The organism is Pseudomonas parasichuanensis, from assembly GCF_021601385.1.
In the GTDB taxonomy this organism is placed as follows: Bacteria; Pseudomonadota; Gammaproteobacteria; order Pseudomonadales; family Pseudomonadaceae; genus Aquipseudomonas; species Aquipseudomonas parasichuanensis.
On the sequence record NZ_BQHO01000002.1, the window covers coordinates 31,218 to 54,408 of the forward strand.

The 23,191-nt window shown below is 66.0% G+C and carries 12 protein-coding genes; 2 read left to right on the plus strand and 10 right to left on the minus strand.

What is annotated here, in order from left to right; genetic code table 11:
- Positions 1–2 precede the first annotated feature (2 nt).
- The 4 genes from L6D77_RS01800 to L6D77_RS01815 all read right to left on the minus strand — a co-directional run bounded on the left by L6D77_RS01800 (position 3) and on the right by L6D77_RS01815 (position 2,335).
- Entirely contained in the window at positions 3–419 is a 417-nt protein-coding gene (locus tag L6D77_RS01800) for a hypothetical protein (RefSeq protein WP_232882093.1), read from the minus strand.
- A 3-nt stretch (positions 420–422) separates the two neighbouring features.
- Positions 423–863: a Panacea domain-containing protein gene (locus L6D77_RS01805; protein WP_232882092.1), complete on the minus strand. Its 441-nt coding sequence runs from the start codon at positions 861–863 to the stop codon at positions 423–425.
- Positions 864–994: 131 nt separating this feature from the next.
- Positions 995–1,381, minus strand: coding sequence for a lysozyme inhibitor LprI family protein (locus L6D77_RS01810; RefSeq protein ID WP_232882091.1), 387 nt, complete (start codon positions 1,379–1,381; stop codon positions 995–997).
- Positions 1,382–1,414: 33 nt separating this feature from the next.
- Complete coding sequence (locus L6D77_RS01815; protein ID WP_232882090.1) at positions 1,415–2,335, minus strand: LysR family transcriptional regulator; 921 nt, start codon at positions 2,333–2,335, stop codon at positions 1,415–1,417.
- A gap of 91 nt (positions 2,336–2,426) precedes the next feature.
- Here L6D77_RS01815 and L6D77_RS01820 point away from each other — a divergent pair, with 91 nt between their 5' ends.
- Positions 2,427–2,894 carry a DMT family transporter gene (locus L6D77_RS01820; RefSeq protein WP_232882089.1) on the plus strand — a complete coding sequence of 156 codons (468 nt, stop codon included), beginning with the start codon at positions 2,427–2,429 and terminating at the stop codon, positions 2,892–2,894.
- Positions 2,895–3,058: 164 nt separating this feature from the next.
- Here L6D77_RS01820 and L6D77_RS01825 read toward each other — a convergent pair whose 3' ends face one another.
- Genes L6D77_RS01825 through L6D77_RS01835 form a run of 3 tightly spaced genes read right to left on the minus strand, consistent with a single transcriptional unit; the run spans position 3,059 to position 4,791 of the window.
- Complete coding sequence (locus tag L6D77_RS01825) at positions 3,059–3,598, minus strand: hypothetical protein (RefSeq protein ID WP_232882088.1); 540 nt, start codon at positions 3,596–3,598, stop codon at positions 3,059–3,061.
- 54 nt (positions 3,599–3,652) lie between these two features.
- Positions 3,653–4,195, minus strand: coding sequence for a hypothetical protein (locus L6D77_RS01830; RefSeq protein WP_232882087.1), 543 nt, complete (start codon positions 4,193–4,195; stop codon positions 3,653–3,655).
- Between the two features lie 32 nt (positions 4,196–4,227).
- A complete protein-coding gene (locus L6D77_RS01835) occupies positions 4,228–4,791 on the minus strand; it encodes a GNAT family N-acetyltransferase (RefSeq protein WP_232882086.1) in 564 nt (187 codons plus the stop codon).
- A 344-nt stretch (positions 4,792–5,135) separates the two neighbouring features.
- Here L6D77_RS01835 and L6D77_RS01840 point away from each other — a divergent pair, with 344 nt between their 5' ends.
- Positions 5,136–6,326, plus strand: a complete 1,191-nt coding sequence (locus tag L6D77_RS01840) for a Fic family protein (protein ID WP_232882085.1) — start codon at positions 5,136–5,138, stop codon at positions 6,324–6,326.
- A 97-nt stretch (positions 6,327–6,423) separates the two neighbouring features.
- Here L6D77_RS01840 and L6D77_RS01845 read toward each other — a convergent pair whose 3' ends face one another.
- The 3 genes from L6D77_RS01845 to L6D77_RS01855 form a co-directional block, all read right to left on the minus strand.
- Positions 6,424–6,669: a DUF3077 domain-containing protein gene (locus tag L6D77_RS01845; protein ID WP_232882084.1), complete on the minus strand. Its 246-nt coding sequence runs from the start codon at positions 6,667–6,669 to the stop codon at positions 6,424–6,426.
- Positions 6,666–6,911: a hypothetical protein gene (locus tag L6D77_RS01850; protein WP_232882083.1), complete on the minus strand. Its 246-nt coding sequence runs from the start codon at positions 6,909–6,911 to the stop codon at positions 6,666–6,668. The genes L6D77_RS01845 and L6D77_RS01850 overlap by 4 nt, the downstream gene beginning before the upstream one ends.
- A gap of 885 nt (positions 6,912–7,796) precedes the next feature.
- Complete coding sequence (locus tag L6D77_RS01855; RefSeq protein ID WP_232882082.1) at positions 7,797–23,078, minus strand: autotransporter-associated beta strand repeat-containing protein; 15,282 nt, start codon at positions 23,076–23,078, stop codon at positions 7,797–7,799.
- Positions 23,079–23,191 lie beyond the last annotated feature (113 nt).

Below are 23,191 nucleotides of genomic sequence, written 5' to 3' on the forward strand. Positions count from 1 at the left end.
CATCAGTGGTTGTAGAGTTTGAATTGACGATCAATCCAGATCTCATGGAACACCCGGCCACTGCGATAGCCGACCATCGCCACCAGGTCATGAGCCCTGAACGCCAGCAGTCGAACATCCTCGGTGAGGAATGACGGCAGCGTAGCCTTGATGCTGCCATGGGCGATGGTCTCGGTTCCGTAGCCGTGCCGGTGCAACTGCCGAATGTCCCGCCAGGTGCGCTGGCTGATCTGGCGCAGCCTCTGCAGCATCTTGGCGCGCTCCAGTTGCTGGCAATCCTCGATGCACCAACCCGGTTGCAGGTATTCCAACGAGAATACCGGGGGCTTCAATTCGGAATCATCGGCGTCGGCAGCGACCTGCCGCGCTTTGATCTGGGCGCTGTGTGCGTCTCGGTCCTTGATCCGCTTGCGTGCCATGGTTCAGTTCACCAGGTGGCTCCTGAAATAACGCTCCATCTCGTGCCGAGGTATTTCCCGGCTGAACGCGCCCTCCTGATAGTTGTCCCGCCAAGGGTCTTCCTCGTGGGTCAACTGGCGAAGCTTCCAGGCGGAATACTGGCCATACACTTCGAACACCTCTGCGATCAGCCGCGACTGCTCACGGGAGAACATCGTGGGTTCGAACAGAGCCGGAGCGGGGATGGGGTTGGAACCATGCTGGCTGAAACAGCGATACAGTTCAGGCACTACCGGGCCATGCATCCAGGCTTCGATACGGTCCTCGAACAACGGCTTGCCCAGCAGCGCCAGGCTGAAACCCTGGGCGTAATAGACCAGCTTCTGTAGCTTGAGATTGGAGATTTCGCCGGCCTCACCTTCCAGCGTGAGGAAGTGGTTGGCGACATCGATGCTGACAGGCATGGTGCCCTCCCGTGGGCTGATGAGCAATTTCGACAGGGCAATCCTTGCCCTGCCGAGGCTGTACAAAAATACAGCTCACAGGGCGCAGAGGAAACCCGCACAAGGGGCCCAATCTGTAAGCTGATGCTGCATCACTGCCCCGGGCTGAGCACCCGTTCCAGCTCCGCCGCGCGGTCCTTGCTCATGTCCATCAAGCACATCGCCCCTTCGATGCGGTACAGGCTGCCGCTGCTCAAGGTGCCGTGGAACGCGCAGTTGCCGTCGCGGTACTTGATCCAGCTGCGCTGCACCTCGCGCAGGTCTTTCTGCTGCTGGCCCTCGAGCTTGGCCATCAGTTGCTTGTAGACCCGGTTCAGGCGCTCATCCTGCAGTTTGGTCTCGGCCTGGATGCAGGCGCTCATGGCCACGGTACTGGAAGCCTTGTCCATGCACTGGGTGTAGCTGGACGAGTAGTCTTCGGCCTGGGCCGCAGTGATGGCCAGCAGGGTGCTGCCGGCGAGCAGATAACGCTTGAGCATGGGTAATCCTTTCACGGGTAATCGGCGCACAGCCTAGCACTCGGCCAACGCTGTGGCCGTACACAAAGTCTGAAGTTGCCTGCGCAGCCAACGGTGCCCGGCATCCCCCTCGCGGCGCGAATGCCAGGCCTGGCAGAAGGTGAATGGCGCAATCGCCAGCGGTGGCGGGAACTGGCGCAAGGCAGGGTCCAGGCGGGCGCCCACCAGGCTGCGGCGGGCCACCGTCAGCACCAGATCGGTACCGGCGAGCACCCCTTGGGCAGCCCCCCAATGAGGCAGGGTAAGGGCGATGCGACGACGCGCACCGAGTGCGCCAAGGGCCAGGTCGATTTCGTTGTCGATCCCCGGGCGCACCGCCACCAGCACATGGGGCCGGGCCAGCCACTGGGCAAAGTCCAGCCCGCCGCGCGGCGGCAACGTGCCACGGTCGGCCAGGCAGACGAACGACTCCTCGAACAGCACCTGCTCGCAGACCTCGGCTGGCAACTCGGGAAATACGCCCAGCGCCAGGTCGGTCTCACCATCGATCAGTTGCCCGAGCATCGCCTCGCGGCTGCCCTGGGACACCACCAGGTCGATGCCCGGCGCCTGCTCGCGCAACAGCCGCATCAACGCCGGCAGCACCACCCGCGCGCCGTAGTCCGACATCGCCAGGCGGAAGGTGCGGCGCGCACGGCCCGGCTCAAAGCCAGGGCTGCCGAGCAGGCCATCGAGCTGTTGCAGCGCCTGCTGCAAAGGCTCGCGCAGGGCTTCGGCACGGGCACTCAGTTGTAACCCGCCGCCCCGACGGACCAGCAACGGGTCGGCGAAAATCTCGCGTAGCTGGGCCAGCGCGTGGCTGACCGCCGGTTGGCTGCGGTGCAGGCGCAGGGCAGCACGCGAAACGTGCTGTTCGCTGAGCAGGGCGTGCAGGGTGAGCAGCAGGTTGAGGTCGATGCGGCGCAAATCATCCATGGTGCGAATACAGCCTGTTCGAAATTCGAATTTCCATCATTCAAATGCATATTCGAGACTGGGGCCAGGTTTTCGTAAAGGAGTAGACACCATGCCCAACAGTCTTTTTGCCGCCCTGCCCTTGCTGATCGCCCTGCTCGCGGGGGCCGCCGTGCCGTTTCAGGCCGGCAGCAATGCAGCCCTCGGGCGCTTGCTGGGGCACCCTTTGTGGGCCGCTGGGGTGTCGTTGCTGGTCAGCCTGCTGATGCTGGTACCCGCCCTGCTGCTGATGCGGGCGCCGCTGCCGCAGTTGCAGAACCTCGCCCAGGCCCCGTGGTGGGCATGGTTCGGTGGGGTTGCCGGGGTGCTCTACATCACCGCCGCGCTGGTACTCACGCCACGCCTTGGCGCTGCCGGGTTCATCGTCTGCGTGGTGGCCGGGCAAGTGCTGTCGTCGCTGTTGATCGACCAGTTCGGGCTGATGGGGTTGCCGGAACGGCCGGTCAACCTGTTGCGCCTGGCGGGGGTGGGGATGATCGTGGCGGGGATGCTGGTGGTGCAGTGGGGGACGGTGCGTTGAATCGCGGGGCTTGCACAGGCGTTGTAGGAGCGGCCTTGCGCCGCGAAAGGGCTGCGAAGCGGCCCCAGGATCTGAGCCACACCACAAGATTGCCGGGGCTGCTATGCAGCCCTTTCGCGGCACAAGGCCGCTCCTACAGGGATCGCACATTCCCTTTCATAGGTTCAAAAGGCCTGCGGTAGCTCGGGCGGCATGAGCACCTTGTGCGCTTCGAACTGCAGCTCGGGCATCTGCGTGGCGTAACAGAACGTTGCCCCAAGCGCCGCCATCAACGCCACATCCAGCCAGCGCCAGCCCGGCACGTCCGCTGCGGACTTCGCCTTCCAGCACCACCATGCCTGCCCTAGGGTAAAGACCAGGATGGCCAGCAGCCACAAGTAAAACCCGGCACCAAACCCGCTGAGGTCGTGGAAGGCATAGCTTTGGTTATCCGGCAGCCGTTCGACCGCGAAACTGCTGGCCGCCAGGTACAGCGCCAGCAGGCCGCACGCCAGCGCCAGCCTGCGGAACCGGCGATGGGCAAGGACCGCCAAGGCCAGCAAGGGGTTGGCAAACCACTGGTACAACCCGAAGGGGATCCCCCACGGCCCGTACAGCAGCATCTGCAACGCCGGCAAATGCCGCCCGGCACCGGTCAAGGCACCGTCGAACGCCAGGCTCAGCAGGTACAGGGCCAGGCTTGTGGTCAGGTAAAAAGCGGGCAAGTAAGGCACCTGGTGGCAGCGGGACGAAGTGCGACCTTAACCCAGCCCTCGGCGTCATTCCAAACCGGATGCAGGTTCGACAACCTCGGCCGATGGGCTGATCTGTACGCCCAGGCTCGGCATCTGGGTCGCAACAATGATCAAAGCCACCAGCACCGCAATCAGCAGCCCATCGAACCAGCGCCAAGCCGGCATGCCTTGCGCCGAACGCGCCTTGCGGCACCACCAGCCCTGCCCCAGGCAGAACAGCAGAACCGCCAGCGCCCACAGGTAATAACCGGCACCAAAGCCGGTCAGTGGCAGGAAGTCATAGCTGCGGTTGTCCGGCAGCCGCTCGATGCCCAGGCAACTGAGCGCCAGGCCCAGGGCGATCAGCCCTGCGCCAAGCGCCACCCGGGGAAAGCGTCGGCGGGCGAGTATCGCCAGGCCCAGCAGCGGGTTGGCAAACCACTGGTAGAGCCCGAAGGCAATGCCCCACGGGCCCATGATCAGGATCTGCAGCGCCGGCATATGCCCGTCGACACCCATCGACAGGCCGTCGAAACACAAGCTCAGCAAGAACAACAGCAGGGTGAAACTCACATAGAAAGCAGGCAACCGCAGGCTCCATCCGAAGGCGCTAACGAATATCAGGCGACAGGCGGCTCGAGCAGCAACCCGTAAAGCCCCGAATCGGACAACTCGCCGGCCACGCACCAGCGCGCGCGCAGCGTGCCTTCCAGCACGAAGCCCTGGCGCTCCAGGGTGCGTGCCGAACCGTGGTTGCGAGGGTCGATTTCCGCCTCCAGGCGGCGCAGGTGCAGGGTGTGGGCCAGGTAGTCGATGAAGCAGGTCAGCGCTTCGTCCATGTAACCGCGGCCCTGCACCGACTTGGCCAGGCAGTAGCCGATCTCGCCGCGGCGCGAGCCCTCTTCAAGGTTGAACAGCTGGACCATGCCGATCAGCTCGCCGTTGTCGCGACGGTACATGCCCAACTTGAGCAACTGGCCGGCGGCATAGGCTTCACGGTCGGCGGCCAGGGCGCTCTCGGCCTCGGCCAGGGTTTGCCAGGGGGCGTGGTACCAGTAACGCATCACTTCGGGGTCGGCCATGATGGTCAGCCACTGCTGCGCATCGCCATGGCGCATGGGGCGCAGCTGCAGGCGTGGGCTTTGCAGGCTCAGGTCGCTGGGGAAACTGCGGGGGTCGGGCACGCCGGGACTCCTGTCCGGTGGTGGGGAAGTGACAGTCTAGCGACAGTGAGTGCTGCAACGCACGTCAGCCAAAAGCAGAAGAACGCGTTGAACACTGAATTGCCTAACTGACATTTGAGACTAAGGCTACAGAGGCCATCCCATCCTTCGACGACGGCCATGTACAAAAAGGCCAGAAACACGCAAAAAAACAAGAAATAAAATGCGCAAAAAAAGTATCTTACAAATCATAAAACCCAGAATTCATGCAGGCTACAGAGCAATAAAATGTGAAAAAAAATACGCAACTTCTTTGCGGTGAATGTTCTACGCTGCAGCCATGACTCAACGACGTACTCATTCCTATGCCATTGATCACCGATAGAAACTGGCTCAACCCGATTCTGACTGAGGCATTGCCGCACTCAATGCTGCAGAAGGCTGACACTCTCCCCGCAAAGGCGGCTTTTCTCGCTGGACGTCTTGCGCCTGAAACCGCAGCACGCTTGGGTAAATTGCTGCGGATCACCAATACGTACTACTCGAACCTGATCGAAGGCCAGTACACCGAGCCTGCAGCCATGCAGCGGGCTCAAAATGCGCCGAAGAAGGAGCGCGAGCTACTGCGCGACTTGGCTTTCAAGCATATGGAAGTCCAGCGTCTGTTCGAGCGCGTACTTAGCCGATATCCCATAGATTTTCGCGACATGTTTTCGCCTCGATTCATCAGCGCCGTGCACGAGCGCCTTTTTGAAGGCGCGGATGAAAATAGCCGACGACTTTCGGATGGGCGGCTGCTGGTGCCTGGCGCACTGCGGATAGCTCCTGATGAAGAAGTCATGGTCGGCAACCACGCAGCGCCAGCGGCTATGGCTGTTGTGCCCATGCTTGAACACCTCCAGACGGGTTTCGGTGTCAACAACGACCCCCGCAGACGACTCATTTCTACCTTGGCCTACCATCACCGTCTGGCGTGGGTACACCCGTTTCTAGATGGCAATGGCCGCGTCGCCCGTATGGTTACCCACCTGCAATTGGTACAGCTTGGGCTACAACCTTCGCTTTGGTCACTCTCTCGCGGATTGGCCCGCAAGCATGTGGACTACTACAGAGTCCTGGCCATGGCCGATCGGCCTAGAGAGGGGGATTTGGATGGACGGGGGCAGATGTCACAGAAGCACTATTTTGCCTTTATCGAATTCATGTTGGATGTTTGCCACGACCAGGTGGATTACATGATTCAGGCATTGGACCGTGACAAGCTGCGTGAACGCGTGATCAGGGCATTCAAAACCAATGAACGTCTGTTGGAAGCCGGTATCCGCCCGGAGTCCGCACCTGCGGTGCTTGCCCTGATCATGCAAGGTGCGATTCCACGTGCGGAATTCAAAACGTTCACAGGGCTGTCATCACGCCTTGCCACAGACGAGCTTTCCCGGCTCATCAAAACGGGCGTAGTGGTAAGCCCAACCCCCAAATCTCGAATCGTGGAGCCGGGGCTTCCAGCCTGGTTCGCACAGGACATATTCCCGGACCTTCATCGTCGCTTTCAGTAACTCAGATGCGAACCCGGGCAGCACCACATGTTGGGATTGCCTTGTAGCCAAACGGCGCTATCGGTGCTGATTTTCAGCCCCAATAGCGCGTACCTCATCAGCCTTGGCTCATCCCCAGTTCCATATCGTCAATCAACCCCTTGGCCAGCCCGCTCAGAATCCGCGCGGCGCTGCCGGCCAGCAGGTCACCCTCCATCACGGCTTCAGTAGTCAGGTGCCGTACACAGCCCAGCAGCACCGACAGCTCACTGAAAGCGTGCTCAAACGGGATGCCCGGCTGGATGCGGAAGATTTCGAGGCAGGTGGTTTTGCCTTTGGTCGTACCCAGTTCGGCTTCGGTCATGACGTGGCCCTCTTGGACTTGGCATGGTTGATCAGGGCGATCACCAGTTGCGATAGAACCGAGGCGTTGTCCAGCAGGATGTCCGAGCGTAGGTCGGGTGGGCAATCGGCGTAGGCGTGGACGGTATCGACGAGGGTGTCCATCAGCGTGGCGACATGGGCCATGGCCTGGTCGGCGGTGAGGTCGTGGATGATGGTGATGAAAGGAATCGGATACGGAGGATCTGGGACGATCTTTTTCATAGTTGTCACTCTCTGAAAGTAGTTTTCATGAGCGACCACCGACATCCTTCTCACAGACAAGGGTGGCAGCCGTACGCGAGGTGAGAAGACCGTGTTCAGAGCACCACGGCCAGACCGTAGTCTGCACGCGCACGGCTGCCATGACAGGCGGCCTGCTACTGAAAACACGGCGGGCTTCTCACACCCGGTCGCCATTCGTGACGACCCAGCGACGTTACCCCCGAGGTATTTCCCAGCCAATGCAGAGCCTTCCGACAGGCGCGTAGGATAGGTCCCAAGCACTGGCCGATTGAAGTATTTGGTTTCAGATTCGGAAATGTCTTACGCCCTCGGGCCTGCTCCCAGCCTTACTGCGCCAACGCGATTTCGCGTCATGCCAACAAGGCGGACAGTGGAGACCTCACAGGCATAACTGGCCCGAAACAAACTGTGGGAGCTGGCTTGCCAGCGATGCGCCGCGCGGGCGGCGCTCGATCTCATAGGCGCTGCAAGGGCTGTGGCAGGCACCTGCATGCCCTGATGCAATCGACTGCCAAGCACCAGGCGGCCCCGACACGATCCCTGGACGATATGGGGCACCTGGCCAGAGCACACAGCCTGGCACAGGACCGCATCACGGCCACCAGGTGTTCGACGATAGCCTTGCAGCGCCTATCAGATCGAGCGCCGCCCGCGCGGCGCATCGCTGGCAAGCCAGGTCCCACAGTTTGTTTCGGGCCAGTTACTCCTGTGAAAGTACCGGCGCCTGCCTTGGTGCATGTCTTGAGTCATGTGGAGCGGCGGCAACGCCCACACCGAAACCGCGTCATGCCAACAAGGCGCGGTATCCAGTTGCCGCTGCGCCTCGCCAACGAAAGGGCCGCGACGCGGCCCCGACGATCTACCTCAGAACCCCATGCTGAAGCTCAGCGTCACCCCATGATCCCGAGCCTCGTTGGACAGCTGCCCGGAATACCCAACCCCCAGCTTGCCGCTCTCGCCCACCGCCAGGTCCAGCCCGGCCTCGACCACCGCCGCATCCTTGGCAATCGGCACGCCCTCGGTGCTGAACCCGGCCCCCCCACCGACAAAGCGCAGGTCGGCATCCGGTTTGTCATCGCCGAAGGCATGCCGCCAGCCCACGGACAGCCGTGGCGTGATCGCACTGCCGTTGTCCAGCACGATGCGCTTGCCGGCGCGCACGCCCAGGGTGGAGTAGGTCACGTCCTGATCGACCTTGCCCTCCAGCCGCCCTGCCCCGCCCTTCTCGTGGGCGGTGTCGCTGTCGTAGTTGACGTAGGCCAGCCCGGCGAACGGCTCCAGGGCAATGCCGCCGGCATCGATGGCATACCCCACCTCACCGAACACCTGGGCACTGCGCGCCTTGTACTTGGCCTTCAGGCGGTCGTCATAGCTGCCCACCGAAACATCGCGCTTGGTGTCGATGTCGTGCCAGCTGTAGGCCACGCCCATACGGGCGGCGAAGGCGTCCAGCTGGTAACCCAGGTAAGTGGTCAGGTGGTAGCTGTCGACCGTGGCATCGGAGCGGCGACGGTGGGCGTCGATGCTGTCGCGGGTGTAGCCCGCGGCGATACCGACCTTCCACTCATCATCCAAGGCACGGTCCACACCGAGCATGAAACCGGACAGGTCGCGGTCGACACTGGCGTGGCCGCTGCTGCCGTCGTAGTCGCCCCAGCCGCCGATAGCGCGGATCCAGCCCACCGCCTGGCCCTGGCAACCTTCGCTGGTCAGCTGCTGGTTGGCGGTCGGTGCCAAGGTGCGGCGTGGGTCGTCCTGGCGGCTGCAGTCGGCCTGGCGCAGGCGGTCGTTGACCGCGTCGCGGATGTAGCGCGAATCCTCGATCAGCACACTGGCGGTGCTGGCGTGGATCTCGCCGGACAGGCTGTCGAAGGCTTCGCGCGCCTGCTGCTGGTTCATCGCCAGGACGTTGTTGCTCAATGCTGCCGGCGCGCCCGCGCTGCTCAGCGCCGCCGCCACGCCACGCTGATTGCTGGTGGCCGCCACGTCGGTGAAGCCCGTGGCATTGCGGCTGACCGACAGGGTGACCTGGTTGGCGCCGTAGTCCAGCGAGCTGTTGAGGAACGCCGAATTGCTCAGGTTGGTGCTGGCAAAGGTGCCGTTCACCCCACCGGCGGCATTGACCACGGTGTACTGGCCGTTGTCGCCGTCGAGGTTGAGCACCTGCAGGCTGCCGCCAAGGTTGGCGGTGCCGCCCACATTGAGGTAGTTCACCGGCGCCGTGCCCAGGTCGATCACCAGGGTGCCGCTGGGGGTGTTGGTGAAGTTGCCGGTGACGTTGAGGTTACCGCCCGGCCCTGGCAGCACGGTGCCGCTGTTGCTCAGGCTGGCGACGGTGCCGTTGCCGGTGAGCGCGGCACCGTTGGCCACGGTCACCTGGGCGGCGAGGTTGGTGCCAGGGTGGGCGGCATCGCCCACTTGCAACACGCCCTGGTTGACGTTGAACGCGCCACTGAACGGCTGGTTGCCGGTCAGCAGCAGGCTGCCGGCACCTTGCTTGGTGGTGGTGCCGGTACCGCTGAGGGTGCCGTTGAAGGTGCCATTGCTGCCTTGGGCGAACACCAGGCTGGCGTTGTTGAGGATGTTGCCTTGCAGGCTGGTGGTGTTGCCCACCAGGGTACCGCCGCTGACCGTGGTGCCGCCGCTGTAGGTGTTGGCGCCACTGAGCACCAGGGTGCCGGCATCGAGCTTCTCGATCCCACCGCTGCCCACCAGTGGCGCGCTGACCACGGTGGTGGCACCGGCATTGACGCGTACCGGGGCCAGGCTGCCCCCGGCGCCATTGACCGGCGTCAGGCTGCCGCCTGTACCTGCCACTACCTGGTAGCCATCGCTGAGGAACTGCATGCCGGTGAAGGACTGGTTACCGACCACGGTGACGGTGCCCGGCGCGCCGCCGAACACGGCGAACTGGTTGCCCCAGTTGTCGCCGCTGGTACCGCCGGCGTTGGTCCAGTTGGTGCCTGGGCCCCACGTACCGCTGCCGCCGCCGATGCTGCCATCGGGGTTGGTCTTGCCGCCGTTCCAGAACTGCAGGGTGTCGCCCGCGCCTTGCACCACCAGGTTGATCTGGTTGGCGATGGCGCTCTGCAGGCTGAGGTCGGCCAGGGCCACGCTGCCAGGGATGGCGCCAAGGATCAGGCCATTGTCGGTGAGCGTGCCGCCGTAGCTGAACAGTTGGTAGACCCCGGTGCCGAAGCCGCCGGCGTCGGTGATGTTCAGCGTACCGTCGAGGACCAGATTGCCATTCACCCGTACCACGGTGGTGGAGGCGGCGGGTGCGCCCAGGCTGAAGTCCAGGGCGCTGCCCGAACTCAGGCCGAGGCTGCCCAGGGTCAGCGGCGTGCTGCTCTGGCCGGCGGCCAGGGTGGCGCCGTTGGCGATCTGCACCGCACCGGAGAGCGTGCCGCTGCCCCCCAGGCGGGCGCCGGTGGCAACCTGCACGGTGGCACTGTCGAGGCGGCCGTTGACTTGCAGGCTGCCGGCGTTGACGACGGTGGCGCCGGTCAGGCCATTGACCCCGGTCAGCAGCAGCTCGCCGCTGCCGTTCTTGGTCAGGCTGCCGCTGCCGGTGAGGTTGCCGGTGTAGCTGCCGTTGCTGTTCTGCTCGAAAGTCAGCGCCGCGTTGTTGAGGATCGCCCCTTGCAGGCTGCTGGTGTTGCCCACCACGCTGCCAGCGTTGATCTGAGTGCCACCGCTGTAGCTGTTGGCACCGCCCAGGGTCAGTTGGCCGGCACCGTTCTTGACCAGGCCGCCGCTGCCGCTGATGACCCCGTTGAGGGCCAGGGCGTTGCTGCCGCCGATGGCCAGGGCGCCGTTGAGCACAGCGTTGTTGGCCAGGGTCACCGCGGTGTTGCTGTCCAGCGTGGTGCCGGCGGCGGCGGTCAGGCTGCCGCTGCCCAGGGCGCTGTCGTTGCCCACCACCAGGGTGCCGCCGTTGAGCGCGGTGCCACCGCTGTAGCCGTTGGCGGCGTTGAGCACCAGGGTGCCAGTGTCGTACTTGGCCACGGTGCCGGTGCCATTGAGGGCCACGTTGAGGGTGGCGGTGACGCCGCTGTCGACCCGCAGGTTGGTGGTACCGCTGCTGGCGGTGAGCAGCTCGCCCGCACTGCCGGCATTGAGCACGTAGCCATCGGTGACGAACTGCAGGCCGGTGGTGCTGTGGCTGCCGTTCACGGTGACGGTCCCCGCGGTGCCCTGGAACACGGCGAAGGTGTCGTTCCACGGCGTGTTGAGCACACCGTTGACGTCGGTCCAGTTGGTGTTGGTGGCATCCCACACGCCGCTGCCGCCCTCGATCAGGCCGTTGGCGACGGTTTGGCTGCCATCCCAGAACAGCACGTTGCTGGCGCCGCCGACCACCAGGTTGACCTGGTTGGCAACGGCGGTCTGCACGGTCAGGTCGCTGGGCGGCAACGGTGTGCTGCCGATGGCCATGCCGTTGTTGACCAGGTTGCCGCCGTAGGCGAACAGGCGGTACACGCCGGCGCCAAAGCCGCCGATGTCGGTGACGTTGAGGGTGCCGCCAAGGGTCAGGTTGTTGGCCACATTGACCAGCGCCCCGGCACTGCTGCTCGCTGCGCCAAGGGCGGCATTGAAGCTGGAGCCGTTGTCCAGCGCCAGGTTGCCGGCATCGAGGGTGGCGCCGCTGATGGCGGCCAGGCTACCGCCACTGGCGACAGTCACCGCACCACCCAGGCTGCCACCACCGCTCAGGGTGGCGCCGCTGGCGACGTTGACCGTGCTGCTGGCCAGGCTGCCGTCGACCTTGAGCCCCCCGGCCTGCACGTTGGTGCTGCCGCTGTGGCTGTTGGTGCCGTTGAGGGCCAGCAGGCTGCTGCCCAGTTTGTTGAGGGTACCGGTGCCGCTGATGCTGCCGTCGAACACGCCGCCTTCGACGTTGAGGCTGTTGCCTGCGGCGATCTGGATCGCGCCGGTGCCGCCGATATCGCCCAGGCTGGTGTTGCCGTCGAGGTTGAGGCTGGCGCCGCTGCTGACGTTGAGCTGGCTCTGGGTGCCCAGGGCGGTGGTGCCAATGGTGCTGAGGCTGCCGCTGAGGAGGTTGAGGATACCGCTGAAGGTGTTGTTGCCCGACAGCGTCAGGTCGGCCAGGCCGCTCTTGTTCAGGGTGCCGGCGCCACTGAGCACACCGGCCAGGTGCAGGTCGTTGCTGCCCAGTACGTTGAGGACGCCGCCGACATTGACCGGGTTGGCCAGGGTCACGGCGCTGCTGCTGTCGAGGCTGGCGTTGCCGGTGACATCCAGCCCGCCGCTGCCGAGGGCGGCGTTGTTGCCCACCACCAAGGTGCCGGATTGCAGTTCGGTGCCACCGCTGTAAGTGTTGGCCCCCATCAAGGCAAAGCGCGCGGCACCGGACTTGAGCAGGCGGCCGGAACCGGCGACGGTCCCGCCCAGGATAAGGTCGTTACTGCCCAGCACGTTGAAGGCGCCCGCCAGGTTGACGTTGTTGCCAAGGGTCACCGCCTGGCTGCTGTCCAGGCGGGTGCCAGCGGCGGCGTTGAGTGCGCCGCTGCCCAGGGCGCTGTCGGAGCCGACCACCAGGGTGCCGCCATTGAGTGCGGTGTTGCCGGCGAAGGTGTTGTTGCCGGCCAGCGCCAGGCGCGCGTTACCGGCCTTGACCAGGCCACCGCTGCCGCTGATATCACCGTCCAACGCCAGGTCGTTGCTGCCACTGAGGTTCAACGGGCCGGCCAGGGTGATGGCGTTGCCCAGGGTCACGCTCTGGTTGGTATCCAGGGTGGTGCCGCTGGCGGCATCGAGCACGCCGCTGCCCAGGGCACTGTCATTGCCCAACACCAGGGTGCCGCCGCTCAGGGCGGTGCCGCCGCTGTAGCTGTTGCTGCCGTTGAGCACCAGGGTGCCGCTGTCGAGCTTGTTGAGTTTGCCACTGCCGGTCAGGCCGAGGTCGAGGGTGGCGATCACGCCCGGGTCGACACGCACGCTGGTGTCGCCGCTGCTGCCATTGACCAGGTTGAGTGCCCCGGCGGTGCCGGCCAGCAAGCGGTAGCCGTTGCTGACGAACTGCATGCCGGTAAGGCTTTGGCTGCCGTCGACGGTGACGTCACCGGCAGTGCCCTGGAACACGGCGAAGGTGCTGCCCCACGTGCCGTTGGTCAGGCCATTGAGGTCGGTCCAGTTGGTGTTGGCGCCGTTCCATACCCCGGCACCGCCATCGACAGTGCCGTTGGGCACGCTTTGGCTGCCGTCCCAGAACTGGATGTTCAGCCCGGCGGCGCTGACCAGCAGGTTGACCTGGTTGGCCAGGGCAGTCTGCAGGCTCACGTCACCCAGGCCGACGCCCAGTGGCAGGCTGCCAAAGTCCAGGCCATTGTCGGTGAGGGCACCGGTGTAGTCGAAGATCCGGTACACGCCGTTGCCGAAGCCGCCGATATTGCTGACATTGAGCGTGCCGTCGAGGGTCAGGTTGCCGCCGACGTTGAACAGCGCGTTGCTGCCGGTGGAAGGCGCGCCGAGGCCGGCATCGACCACCGAACCGCTGTTCAACACCAGCGCGCCCAGGCCCAGGGTGCTCCCGCTCTGCCCGGCCAGGTGCCCGCCATTGCTGACGATGACGGTGGCGTTGACGTTGCCGCCACCGGTCAGGGTGGCGCCGTTGCCGACGGTCAGCAGGTTGCTGCCCAGGGTGCCGTCGACCTTCAGGGTGCCAGCGTTGACCTGGGTGTTGTCGGCCAGGTTGCTGGTGCCGGTCAGGGTCAAGGTACCGGTGCCGACCTTGGTCAGGCCGCCGAGGCCGTTGAGGCCGCCGGCGAAGGTGTTGCTGAGGTTGTTGCCGCCCAGGCTCAGGACGCTGCCGATACCGACATCGACCAGGCCGCTGCCGGTCAGGCTGCCCAGGCTCGCGTTGCCATTGAGGTTGAGCTGGCCGCTGGCGCCGACATTGAGGGTGTCGACGTTGGCCAGCACACCGCTGCCCAGGGTGGTGAGGGAGCCGGCCTGGATGTCGATGTCGCCGGTGAAGGTCTTGACCCCGACCAGGGTCAGGTCGTCCACGCCGGTCTTGATCAGGTTGCCGGTGCCGCTGAGGTCACCGCTGAGGATCAGCGCGTTGGCGGCGTCGAAGGTCAGGTTGGCGTTGTTGCTCAGGGCGATGGTATTGCCCAGGGCCATCGGCGAGCTGTTGGCCAGGGTGGCATCGGCGGTGACTGCGAGCGTGCCGGTGCCCAGGGCGCCGCTGCTGCCCAGGGTCAGGCGCCCGGCACTGAGCTGGGTGCCGCCCTGGTAGCCATTGTTGCCGTTGAGGGTCAGGTTGCCGCTGCCGCTTTTGCTCAGGCCGGCGGTGCCGTTGATCACACCGTTGAGGGTGAGGTCATTGCTGCCGTCGACGGTCAGGCCGGCATTGAGGGTGAGGTTGTTGGCCAGGGTGGCGTTGCTGCCGGCGCTCAGGGTCGAGGCCCCAGCCACGGTCAGGCCGCCCTGCCCCAAGGCATTGTCGTTGCCGACCACTAGCCGGCCGGCGTTCAGGGTGGTGCCGCCCAAGTAGCTGTTGGCGCCATTGAGGGTCAGGGTGGCGGCGCCGGACTTGGCAAGCCCACCCACGCCGTCGAGCACGCCGTCGAGGGTGAGGTCGGCGCTGCCCGGCACATTGAGCGCGCCGCCCAGGTGCACGGCGTTGGCCAGGGTGACACCGGCACCGCTGGCGTCCAGGCTGGTATTGGCGCCGGTGCTCAGGGCACCGCTGCCCAGGGCGGTGTTGCTGCCCACCACCAGGGTGCCGCCGTTGAGCGTGGTGCCGCCGCTGTAGGTGTTGTTGCCGTTGAGGGTCAGGCTGGCCGCGCCGTTCTTGACCAGGGCGTTGTTGCCGCTGACCACGCCATTGAGGGTGAGCGCCTGGCTGCCGCCGAGGGTGAGGTTGCCCCCGGCCAGGTTGACGGCGTTGGCCAGCGCCAGCGCCAGGCTGCTGTCGAGGCCTGCGGCGCCGTTGACGGTCAGCGCACCGCTGCCCAGGGCGCCGGCATTGCCCAGCAGCAGGCTGCCGGCCTGCAGGGTGGTGCCGCCGCTGTAGGTGTTGTTGCCATTGAGGATCAACTGGCCGCTGCCGAGCTTGCCCAAGGCACCGGCGCCGCTGATCACGCCGCCGAGCGTCAGGGCCTGGCTGTTGGTGATGCTCAGGGTGTTGCCGGTGCCAAGGCCGATGGCGTTGGCCACCTGCAGCACGCCGGTGGTAGCCAGGGTGCTGTTGCCGGTTACCGACAGGTTGCCCAGGCCCAGTGCGGTGTTGTTACCCAGGGTCAGGGTGCCCCCGCCCAGGGTGGTGGTGCCCTGGTAGGTGTTGGCGGCGCCAAGGGTGAGGTTGCCGCTGCCGGCCTTGCTCAGGCCACCGGTGCCGCTGATCACGCCGTTCAGTGCCAGGTCATTGTTGCCGGTCAGGCTGAGGGTGTCGTTGAGCAACAGCTGGTTGGCCAGGGTCAGCGGGCCGAGGGTGGCCAGGTTGGCGGCGGCGCCGACGGTCAGGTTGCCAATGCCCAGCGACTGGTTGTTGCCCAGGGTCAGGGTGCCGCCGTTGAGGGTCACTCCGCCGATGAAGGTGTTGGCACCACTGAGGGTCAGGTTGCTGGCGCCGTTCTTGGTCAGGCTGCCGGCGCCGGTAACCAGGCCGCCCAGGCCCAGGTCGTTGCTGCCGGCGATGGTCAGGTTGCCGCCGAGGTTGACGGTGTTGCCGATGTTCAACCCGGTGTTGCTGTCCAGCGTGGTGCCGGCGGCCGCGTTGAGCTGGCCCAGGCCAAGCGCGCTGGCGCTGCCGAGCACCAGGGTGCCGGCATTGAGGTTGGTGTTGCCCAGGTTGCCATTGGTCCCGTTCAGGGTCAGGGTGCCGCTGCCGGTCTTGGTCAGGCCGCCGACGCCGGTGATGTTGCCGCCCAAGGTCAGGTTCTGGGCACCGGCAAGGGTCAGGTTGCCGGCCAGGGTGATCTGGTTGGCCAGGATCACGTCGGCGTTGCTGCTCAGGGTGGTGCCGCCTGCGGCATTCAGCGCGCCCGTGCCCAGCGCGGTGTTGCTGCCCACCACCAGGGTGCCGCCGTTGAGGCTGGTGTTGCCCTGGTAGCTGTTGCTGGCGTTGAGGGTGAGCACGCCGCTGCCGGCCTTGATCAGCCCGCCGTTGCCGCTCACCGCGCCGTTGAGGGTCAGGTTGCTGCTGCCCGGCAGGGTGAGGCTGGCATTCAGGGCAACGCTGTTGGCCAGGCTGAAGTCGCCCGTGCTGGTCAGGCTGGCAGCCCCGTTGACCGTGAGGCCACCGGTGCCCAGTGCCTGGGCATTGCCCAGGGTCAGGGTGCCGGCGCCGAGCGTGGTGCCGCCGCTGTAGGTGTTGGCACCGCCCAGGGTGAGGTTGGCGCCACCGTTCTTGCTCAGGCTGCCATTGCCCGAGACGATACCGGCCAGGCCAAGGTCGGCACTGCCGGCCACGGTCAGCGCGCCGTTCAGGGCGAAGGCGTTGCCCAGGGTGACGGCCGTGTTGCTATCCAGGCTGGTGCCCGCCGCGGTGCTGATTGCGCCTGTGCCCAAGGCGGTGTTGCTGCCGACCACCAGCGCCCCGCCGTTGAGCAGGGTGCCGCCGGTGTAGCTGTTGGCGCCGTTGAGCACCAGGGTGCCGCTGTCCATCTTGGCCAGCTGGCCGCTGCCGGACAGGCCAACGTTGAGCGTGGCGGTGGCGCCTGGGTCGACACGCACAGCGAAGGCGCCGTTGCTGCCATTGACCAGGTTCAACCCGCCGGCACCGATCAGGCGGTAGCCGTTGGTGACGAACTGCAGGCCGCTGGCGCTCTGGGTGCCGACCAGGGTCACGTCGCCCGCGGTGCCCTGGAACACGGCGAAGTCGCTGGCCCAAGTGTTGTTGAGCACACCGTTGATATCGGTCCAGTTGGTGTTGCCGGCATTCCAGGTGCCGGTGCCACCGTCGATGACGCCGTTGGGCACGGACTGGGCACCATCCCAGAACTGCACGGTGCCACTGGCGCCGCCGACCAGCAGGTTGATCTGGGAGCCGATCGACGTCTGCACCTGCAGGTCGCCCGGCAGCACGCTGCCGGGAATCGAACCGAACAGCACACCGTTGTCGACCAGGGCGCCGGTGTAGTCGAACAGGCGATAGATACCGGTGCCGAAGCCGCCGATATCGGTGACGTTCAAGGTGCCGTCGAGGGTCAGGTTGCCGTTGACGTTGACCAACGCGGTACCGCCGGTGGACGGCGACCCCAGGCCGAAATCGAGGATCGAGCCGTTGTGCAGGGTCAGTGCGCCGGTGGCCAAGGTCGCGCCGCTGTTGGCCAGCAGGTGCGCGCCGTCGGCGATGTCCACCGCACCGAGCAGGCTGCCGCTGCCGCCGAGGCTGGCGCCCGTATTGACCTGCACGTTGGCGCTGGCCAGGGTACCGGTGACATTGAGCAGGCCGGCGTTGACCGTGGTGTTGCCCGCCAGCACGTTGACGCCCGACAGCTCCAGGCTGCCGGTGCCGTTCTTCACCAGGCCGCCCGCGCCCGCCAGCACGCCGCTGAACACGTTGTTGAGGTTGTTGCCGCCCACGGTCAGGTTGCTGCCGCCGGCAACGTTGACCGCACCGGCGCCGGTCAGGCCGCCGACACTGGCATTGGCGCCGAGGTTAAGGCTTGCGCCGGCGCCGACATTGACCCCCGAGGTGTTGCCCAGCGCCGTGCTGCTCAGGGTGCTGAGGCTGCCTGCCAGCAGATCGATGGCGCCGCTGAAGGTGTTGTTGCCAGTGAGCGTCAGGTCGGCGAGGCCATTCTTGATCAGGCCACCGGTGCCGCTGAGCACACCAGCCAAGACCAGGTCGTTGCTGCCGCCCAGGGTCAAGTTGGCACCCAGGCTGACATCGTTGGCCAGGGCAAGCGGCGCACTGTTGTCGAGGCTGGCGGCCCCGGTCACGGCGAGCGTGCCGCTACCCAGGGCGCTGCTGTTGCCGACGACCAACCCACCGGCATTGAGGCTGGTACCGCCGGAGTAGGTGTTGATGCCGTTGAGCGTCAAGGTCGCTGCGCCGTTCTTGACCAGTTGCCCTGCCCCGCTGACGACGCCACCCAGGATCAGGTCATTGCTGCCCGCCACGGTGAGGTTGGCGTTGAGGGCGACGGCGTTGCCCAGGTTGATGGTATTGCTGTTGTCCAGGCTGGCGACGCCGGCCACGGTCAGGGCACCCGTGCCGAGCGCACTGCTGTTGCCGAGCACCAGGCTGCCGGCGTTGAGCAAGGTGCCACCGGCGTAGGTGTTGAGCCCATCGAGGGTGAGCGTGGCTGCACCGTTCTTGATCAGGCGGCCGGTGCCGTCGATCGCGCCGTTGAGGTTGAGGTTGTTGCTGCCGGCCAGGGTCAGGTCGGCATCCAGGGTGATGGCGTTGCCGACGCTGAGCGCGGCGCTGGTATCAAGGCTGCCCGCACCCGCCACGGTCAGCGTGCCTACACCCAGGGCGTTGCCGTTGCCCAGCACCAGGCCACCGGCGTTGAGGGTGGTGCCGCCGAGGTAGGCGTTGGCACCGGACAGGGTCAGGGTCGCGCTGCCGTTCTTGACCAGGCTGCCAACGCCGCTGATCAACCCGCCAAGGCCGAGGTTGGCGCTGCCACCGAGGGTCAGGGCGCCAGCCAGGTTGACCGTGTTGCCGAGGGTAACGGCGGTGCTGGCATCCAGGCTGGTGCCGGCGGCGGCGTTGAGCGCACCCGCGCCCAACGCGGTGTTGCTGCCGACCACGATGCGTCCGGCGTTGAGGTTGGTGTTGCCCACGTTGGTGTTGGCGCCGTTGAGGGTCAGTGTGCTGGCGCCGTTCTTGGTCAGGCCGCCGGCACCGGCGATGACACCGCCGAGGGTCAGGTCATTGCTGCCGGCCAGGTTGAGGTTGCCGGCCAGGTTGATGGCGTTGCCGACGTTCAAACCGGCCACGCTGGTATCCAGGGTGGTGTTGGCGGCAGCGTTGAGCGCGCCGGTCCCCAACGCCGTGTTGCTGCCCAGTACCAGGGTACCGGCGTTGAGCGCGGTGTTGCCGCTGTGGGTGTTGTTGCCGCTGAGGGTCAGGCTTGCGGCGCCGTTCTTGATCAGCCCGCCGCTGCCACTGATGGTGCCGCCGAGGGTCAGGTTGTTGGCGCCGGCCAGGGTCAGGCTGGCGCCCAGGTTGACGCTGTTGTTCAGGGTGAACGCCCCGGTGTTGGCCAGGCTTGCGGCGCCGCCGACGGTCAGCGCGCCAGTACCCAGCGCAGCGGCATCGGCCAGGGTCAGGGTGCCGGCATTGAGCGTCAGGCCACCGCTGAAGGTGTTGGCGGTGCCCAGGGTGAGGTTGGTGGCGCCGTTCTTGACCAGTGCGCCGGTACCGCTGATCACGCCGCCCAGGGTGGCATTGCTGGTGCCGGGAAGGGTCAGGGTATTGCCGCCCAGGTTGATGGCGTTGCCCAGGTTGACCGCCACGCCGGCATCGAGGCTGGCATTGCCGCCCAGGCCCAGTGCGCCGGTACCCAGGGCGTTGTTGTTGCCCACGGTGAGCACACCAGCGTTGAGGGTGGTGCCGCCGCTGAAGCTGTTGTTGCCATTGAGGGTCAGGCCGGCGCTGCCGTTCTTGACCAGCGCGCCCGTGCCACTGATCACGCCACCCAGGGTGGTGGCGTTGCTGCCCAGCAGGTTGAGGGTATTGGCACCCAGGTTGACCGCGTTGGCCAGGCTCACTGCGGTAGTGGCGTCGAGGTTGGCATTGCCGCCCAATGTCAGGGCCCCGGTACCGAGTGCCGTATCGCTGCCAGTGATCAGCGTGCCGGCATTGAGCTGGGTGCCGTTGGTGTAGAGGTTGTTGCCGCTGAGAGTCAGGCTGGCGTTGCCGTTCTTGACCAACGAGCCGGTACCGCTGAGCACACCGCTCAGGCCGAGGTTGGCACTGCCATCGACGGTCAGCGCGCCAGCCAGTAGCACCCCGTTGGCGAGACTGACCGGGGAGCTGGCATCCAGGTGAGTGCCGGCGGCGGTATTGAGCATGCCAGTGCCCAAGGCAGTGTTGCTGCCGACAACCAGCGTGCCGGCATTGAGGAACGTGGCGCCGCTGTTGGTGTTGGCGCCGGTCAGGGTCAGGATGGTGTTGCCGGCCTTTGTCAGGCCGCCGGCACCGGCGATGACACCGCTGAGGGTCAGGTCATTGCTGCCGGCCAGGTTGAGGTTGCCAGCCAGGTTGATGGCGTTGCCGACGTTCAAACCGGCCACGCTGGTATCCAGGGTGGTGTTGGCGACAGCGTTGAGCACGCCGCTCCCCAGTGCGGTGTTGCTGCCCAGCACCAAGGTGCCGGCGTTGAGCGCGGTGTTGCCACTGTGGGTGTTGTTGCCGCTCAGCGTCAGGCTGGCGCTGCCATTCTTGGTCAAGCCGCCGGTGCCACTGAGGTTGCCAGCCAGCACCAGGTTGTTGGCGCCAGCCAGCGTCAGGTTGCCGCCAAGGTTGACCGCGTTGCCCAGGGAGAACGCCGTCGTGTTGGCCAGCGTCGATGCGCCGCCGACGGTCAACGCACCGGTGCCAAGTGCCGCCGCGCTGGCCAGGGTCAGGGTGCCGGCGTTGAGGGTCAGGCCACCGCTGAAGGTGTTGCTGCCCGCCAGGGTGAGGTTGCTGCTGCCATTCTTGACCAGCGCGCCGGTGCCGCTGATCACCCCGCCCAGGGTCGCGGCATTGCTGCCCGGCAGGGTCAGGGTGTTACCGCCGAGGTTGATGGCGTTGCCCAGGTTGACGGTCACGCCCGCATCGAGGCTTGCAGTGCCGCCCAGGGTCAGCGCGCCGGTCCCCAGGGCATTGTTGTTACCGACGGTCAGCACGCCAGCATTGAGGGTGGTGCCGCCGCTGAAGGTGTTGGCGCCGTTGAGGGTCAGCCCGGCGCTGCCGTTTTTCACCAGTGCGCCGGTGCCGCTGATCACCCCACCCAGGGTGGTGGCGCTGGTGCCCAGCAGGTTGAGGCTGTTCGCGCCCAGGTTGATCGCGTTGCCCAGGCTGACCGCAGTGCTGGCATCGACGCTGGCATTGCCACCCAGGGTCAGCGCGCCGGTACCCAGGGCGTTGTTGTGGCCGACGGTGAGATTACCGGTGTTCAGCGTCAGGCCGCCGCTGAAGGTGTTGTTGCCATTGAGCGCCAGGTCGGCGGCGCCGTTCTTGACCACTGCGCCGGTGCCGCTGATCACGCCGCCCAGGGTGGTGGCGCTGGTGCCCAGCAGGTTGAGGGTGTTGGCGCCCAGGCTGATCGCATTGCCCAGGCTGACCGCGGAACTGGCATCGAGGCTGGCGTTGCCGGTCAGGGCCAGGGCACCGGTGCCCAGCGCGGCGCTATTGCCGACGGTGAGCGTGCCTGCGGCCAGGCTGGTACCGCCGCTGTACGTGTTAACGCCGTTGAGGGTGAGATCTGCGGTGCCGTTTTTGACCAGGCTGCCGGTACCGCCGATCACGCCACCGAGGGTGAGTGCGTTGTTGCCCGTCAAGGTCAGGGCACTGCTGCCCAGGTTGATGGCGTTGCCCAGGGTCATCGCCGCCGTGGTGTCCAGGCTGGCGTTGCCGGTGAGGCCCAGGGCCCCCGTGCCCAGGGCGTTGCTGTTGCCCAGGGTGAGGGTGCCGGTGGCCAGGGTGGTGCCGCCGCTGAAGGTGTTGATGCCGTTGAGGGTCAGGTTGCCGCTGCCGCTCTTGACCAGCGAACCGGTGCCGCTGAGCACGCCGCCCAGGGTCAAGGCGTTGCTGCCAGGCAGGCTGAGGGCAGCGTTGAGTGCCACGGCGTTGTTCAGCACCAGCGGCACGCTACCTTGCAGGCTGCCGGCGCCATTGACGGTGAGCCCGCCACTGCCCAGCGCCGCAGCGCTGGTGAGGTTGAGGCCGCCGGCGGCCAATGTGGTGCCGCCGCTGTAGGTATTGGTGCCGCCCAGGGTGAGCAGGCCGGCGCCGGTCTTGGTCAGCCCGCCGACACCTGCGATCACGCCGTTGAGGGTCATGTCGGTGGCGCCACCGACGTTAAGGCCGGCGTTCAGGGTCAGCGCGTTGCTCAAGCTCAGCCCGCCAACAGTGCCTGCCAGGCCACCGCCGTTGACGGTGATACCGCCAGTGCCGAACGCGCTGGCGTTGTCGAAGTTGAGCTGGCCACCGTTGAGGGTGGTCTGGGTGGTGCCGTTGAGCACCTGGCCGATCAGGCTCCAGGTGCCGCTGTCGACGATCAGCCGGCTGAAGTTGATGTAGTTGCTGGCGTTGATGGTGCCGCTGCCACTGGTGCCGCTGCCGCCGCCGATGGCGTTCTGCAGGGCCAGGGTGTTGGTGCCGCCGGCGCCGCCATCGATCTTGCCCGCCGCCGCGAAGGCCAGGTTGGGGTTGCTGGTGACCAGCAGGGCCACGCCGATGCCCAACCCCGCGCCGACATTGGAACCGGTGATGGCGTTGAAGCGGTTGGTACTGTTGGCGCCCATCGACAGGCTGCCGGTGAGGGTCCCGGCGTTGGTGAAGGTATTGCCCGCCGCAGACGCTTCGAAGGCTGCACGGCCGAGGATGGTGCCGGTGTTGGTGAAGTTCACCGTGCTGCCGCCGGTCACGGCGATGACCGGGGTGTCCTCGCTCACCAGGGTGAGGCTGGCCAAAGCCGAGGAGCCGATGCTGCCGGCGTTGGTAATGGTGGTGGTGCCCGAGGCACCGTTGCGCGCATCCAGCGCCATGCCCGTGAGGTTGAGCAGGTTCGCGCCGAGCAAAGCGCCCGTGCCCTTGATCACGCCCGTTGCGTTGTTGTTGAGGGTGAGGGTGCTGCCGGTGCCGGTGTTGCCGATCAGCACGGCACTGGACTGGATGCTCAGCAGCCCCAGCAAGGTCGGGTCGATGGTGCCGTTGTTGTTCAAGGTGTTGTTGTTGCCGGCCAGCGACAACGAGGTGCCGCCCACGCCCAGCAGCGTGCCCAGGGTGGCGCCTGGGTTGACGTTGACCGTGAGGCCGTTGCCGCTGTTGGAATAGCTCGGCGCGAGCGGGTTGGCCGCGCCGTTGCAGGTGACCGTCGCTCCGGCAGTGGTACAGGCGGCCAGCGCCTGCCCCCCTGGCACGCCGAACGCCATGGCACCGACGGCCAGGCTGACGGCCAGGGAGAGTTGATGGAAACGAGCGGGAAAACGGGCGGCAACACTTCTGTCCACGGAGAGCTCCTTCGTGGATCAGGTCACTCAGTCCCTGAATGCGTGTGCAGCGGCGTTGCTAGGATGAAAACACGCGACGACCGAACGGCCTGACCCTGGCTACAAGTTCCTTT

Bases quoted from the DNA above. Each gene is read 5' to 3' on its own strand.
- L6D77_RS01845 (WP_232882084.1), bottom strand. From the start codon at position 6,669: ATGACCGAAGCCGAACTGGGTACGACCAAAGGCAAAACCACCTGCCTC.
- L6D77_RS01820 (WP_232882089.1), top strand. From the start codon at position 2,427: ATGCCCAACAGTCTTTTTGCCGCCCTGCCCTTGCTGATCGCCCTGCTC.
- L6D77_RS01815 (WP_232882090.1), bottom strand. From the start codon at position 2,335: ATGGATGATTTGCGCCGCATCGACCTCAACCTGCTGCTCACCCTGCAC.
- L6D77_RS01800 (WP_232882093.1), bottom strand. From the start codon at position 419: ATGGCACGCAAGCGGATCAAGGACCGAGACGCACACAGCGCCCAGATC.
- L6D77_RS01805 (WP_232882092.1), bottom strand. From the start codon at position 863: ATGCCTGTCAGCATCGATGTCGCCAACCACTTCCTCACGCTGGAAGGT.
- L6D77_RS01840 (WP_232882085.1), top strand. From the start codon at position 5,136: ATGCCATTGATCACCGATAGAAACTGGCTCAACCCGATTCTGACTGAG.
- L6D77_RS01810 (WP_232882091.1), bottom strand. From the start codon at position 1,381: ATGCTCAAGCGTTATCTGCTCGCCGGCAGCACCCTGCTGGCCATCACT.
- L6D77_RS01850 (WP_232882083.1), bottom strand. From the start codon at position 6,911: ATGAAAAAGATCGTCCCAGATCCTCCGTATCCGATTCCTTTCATCACC.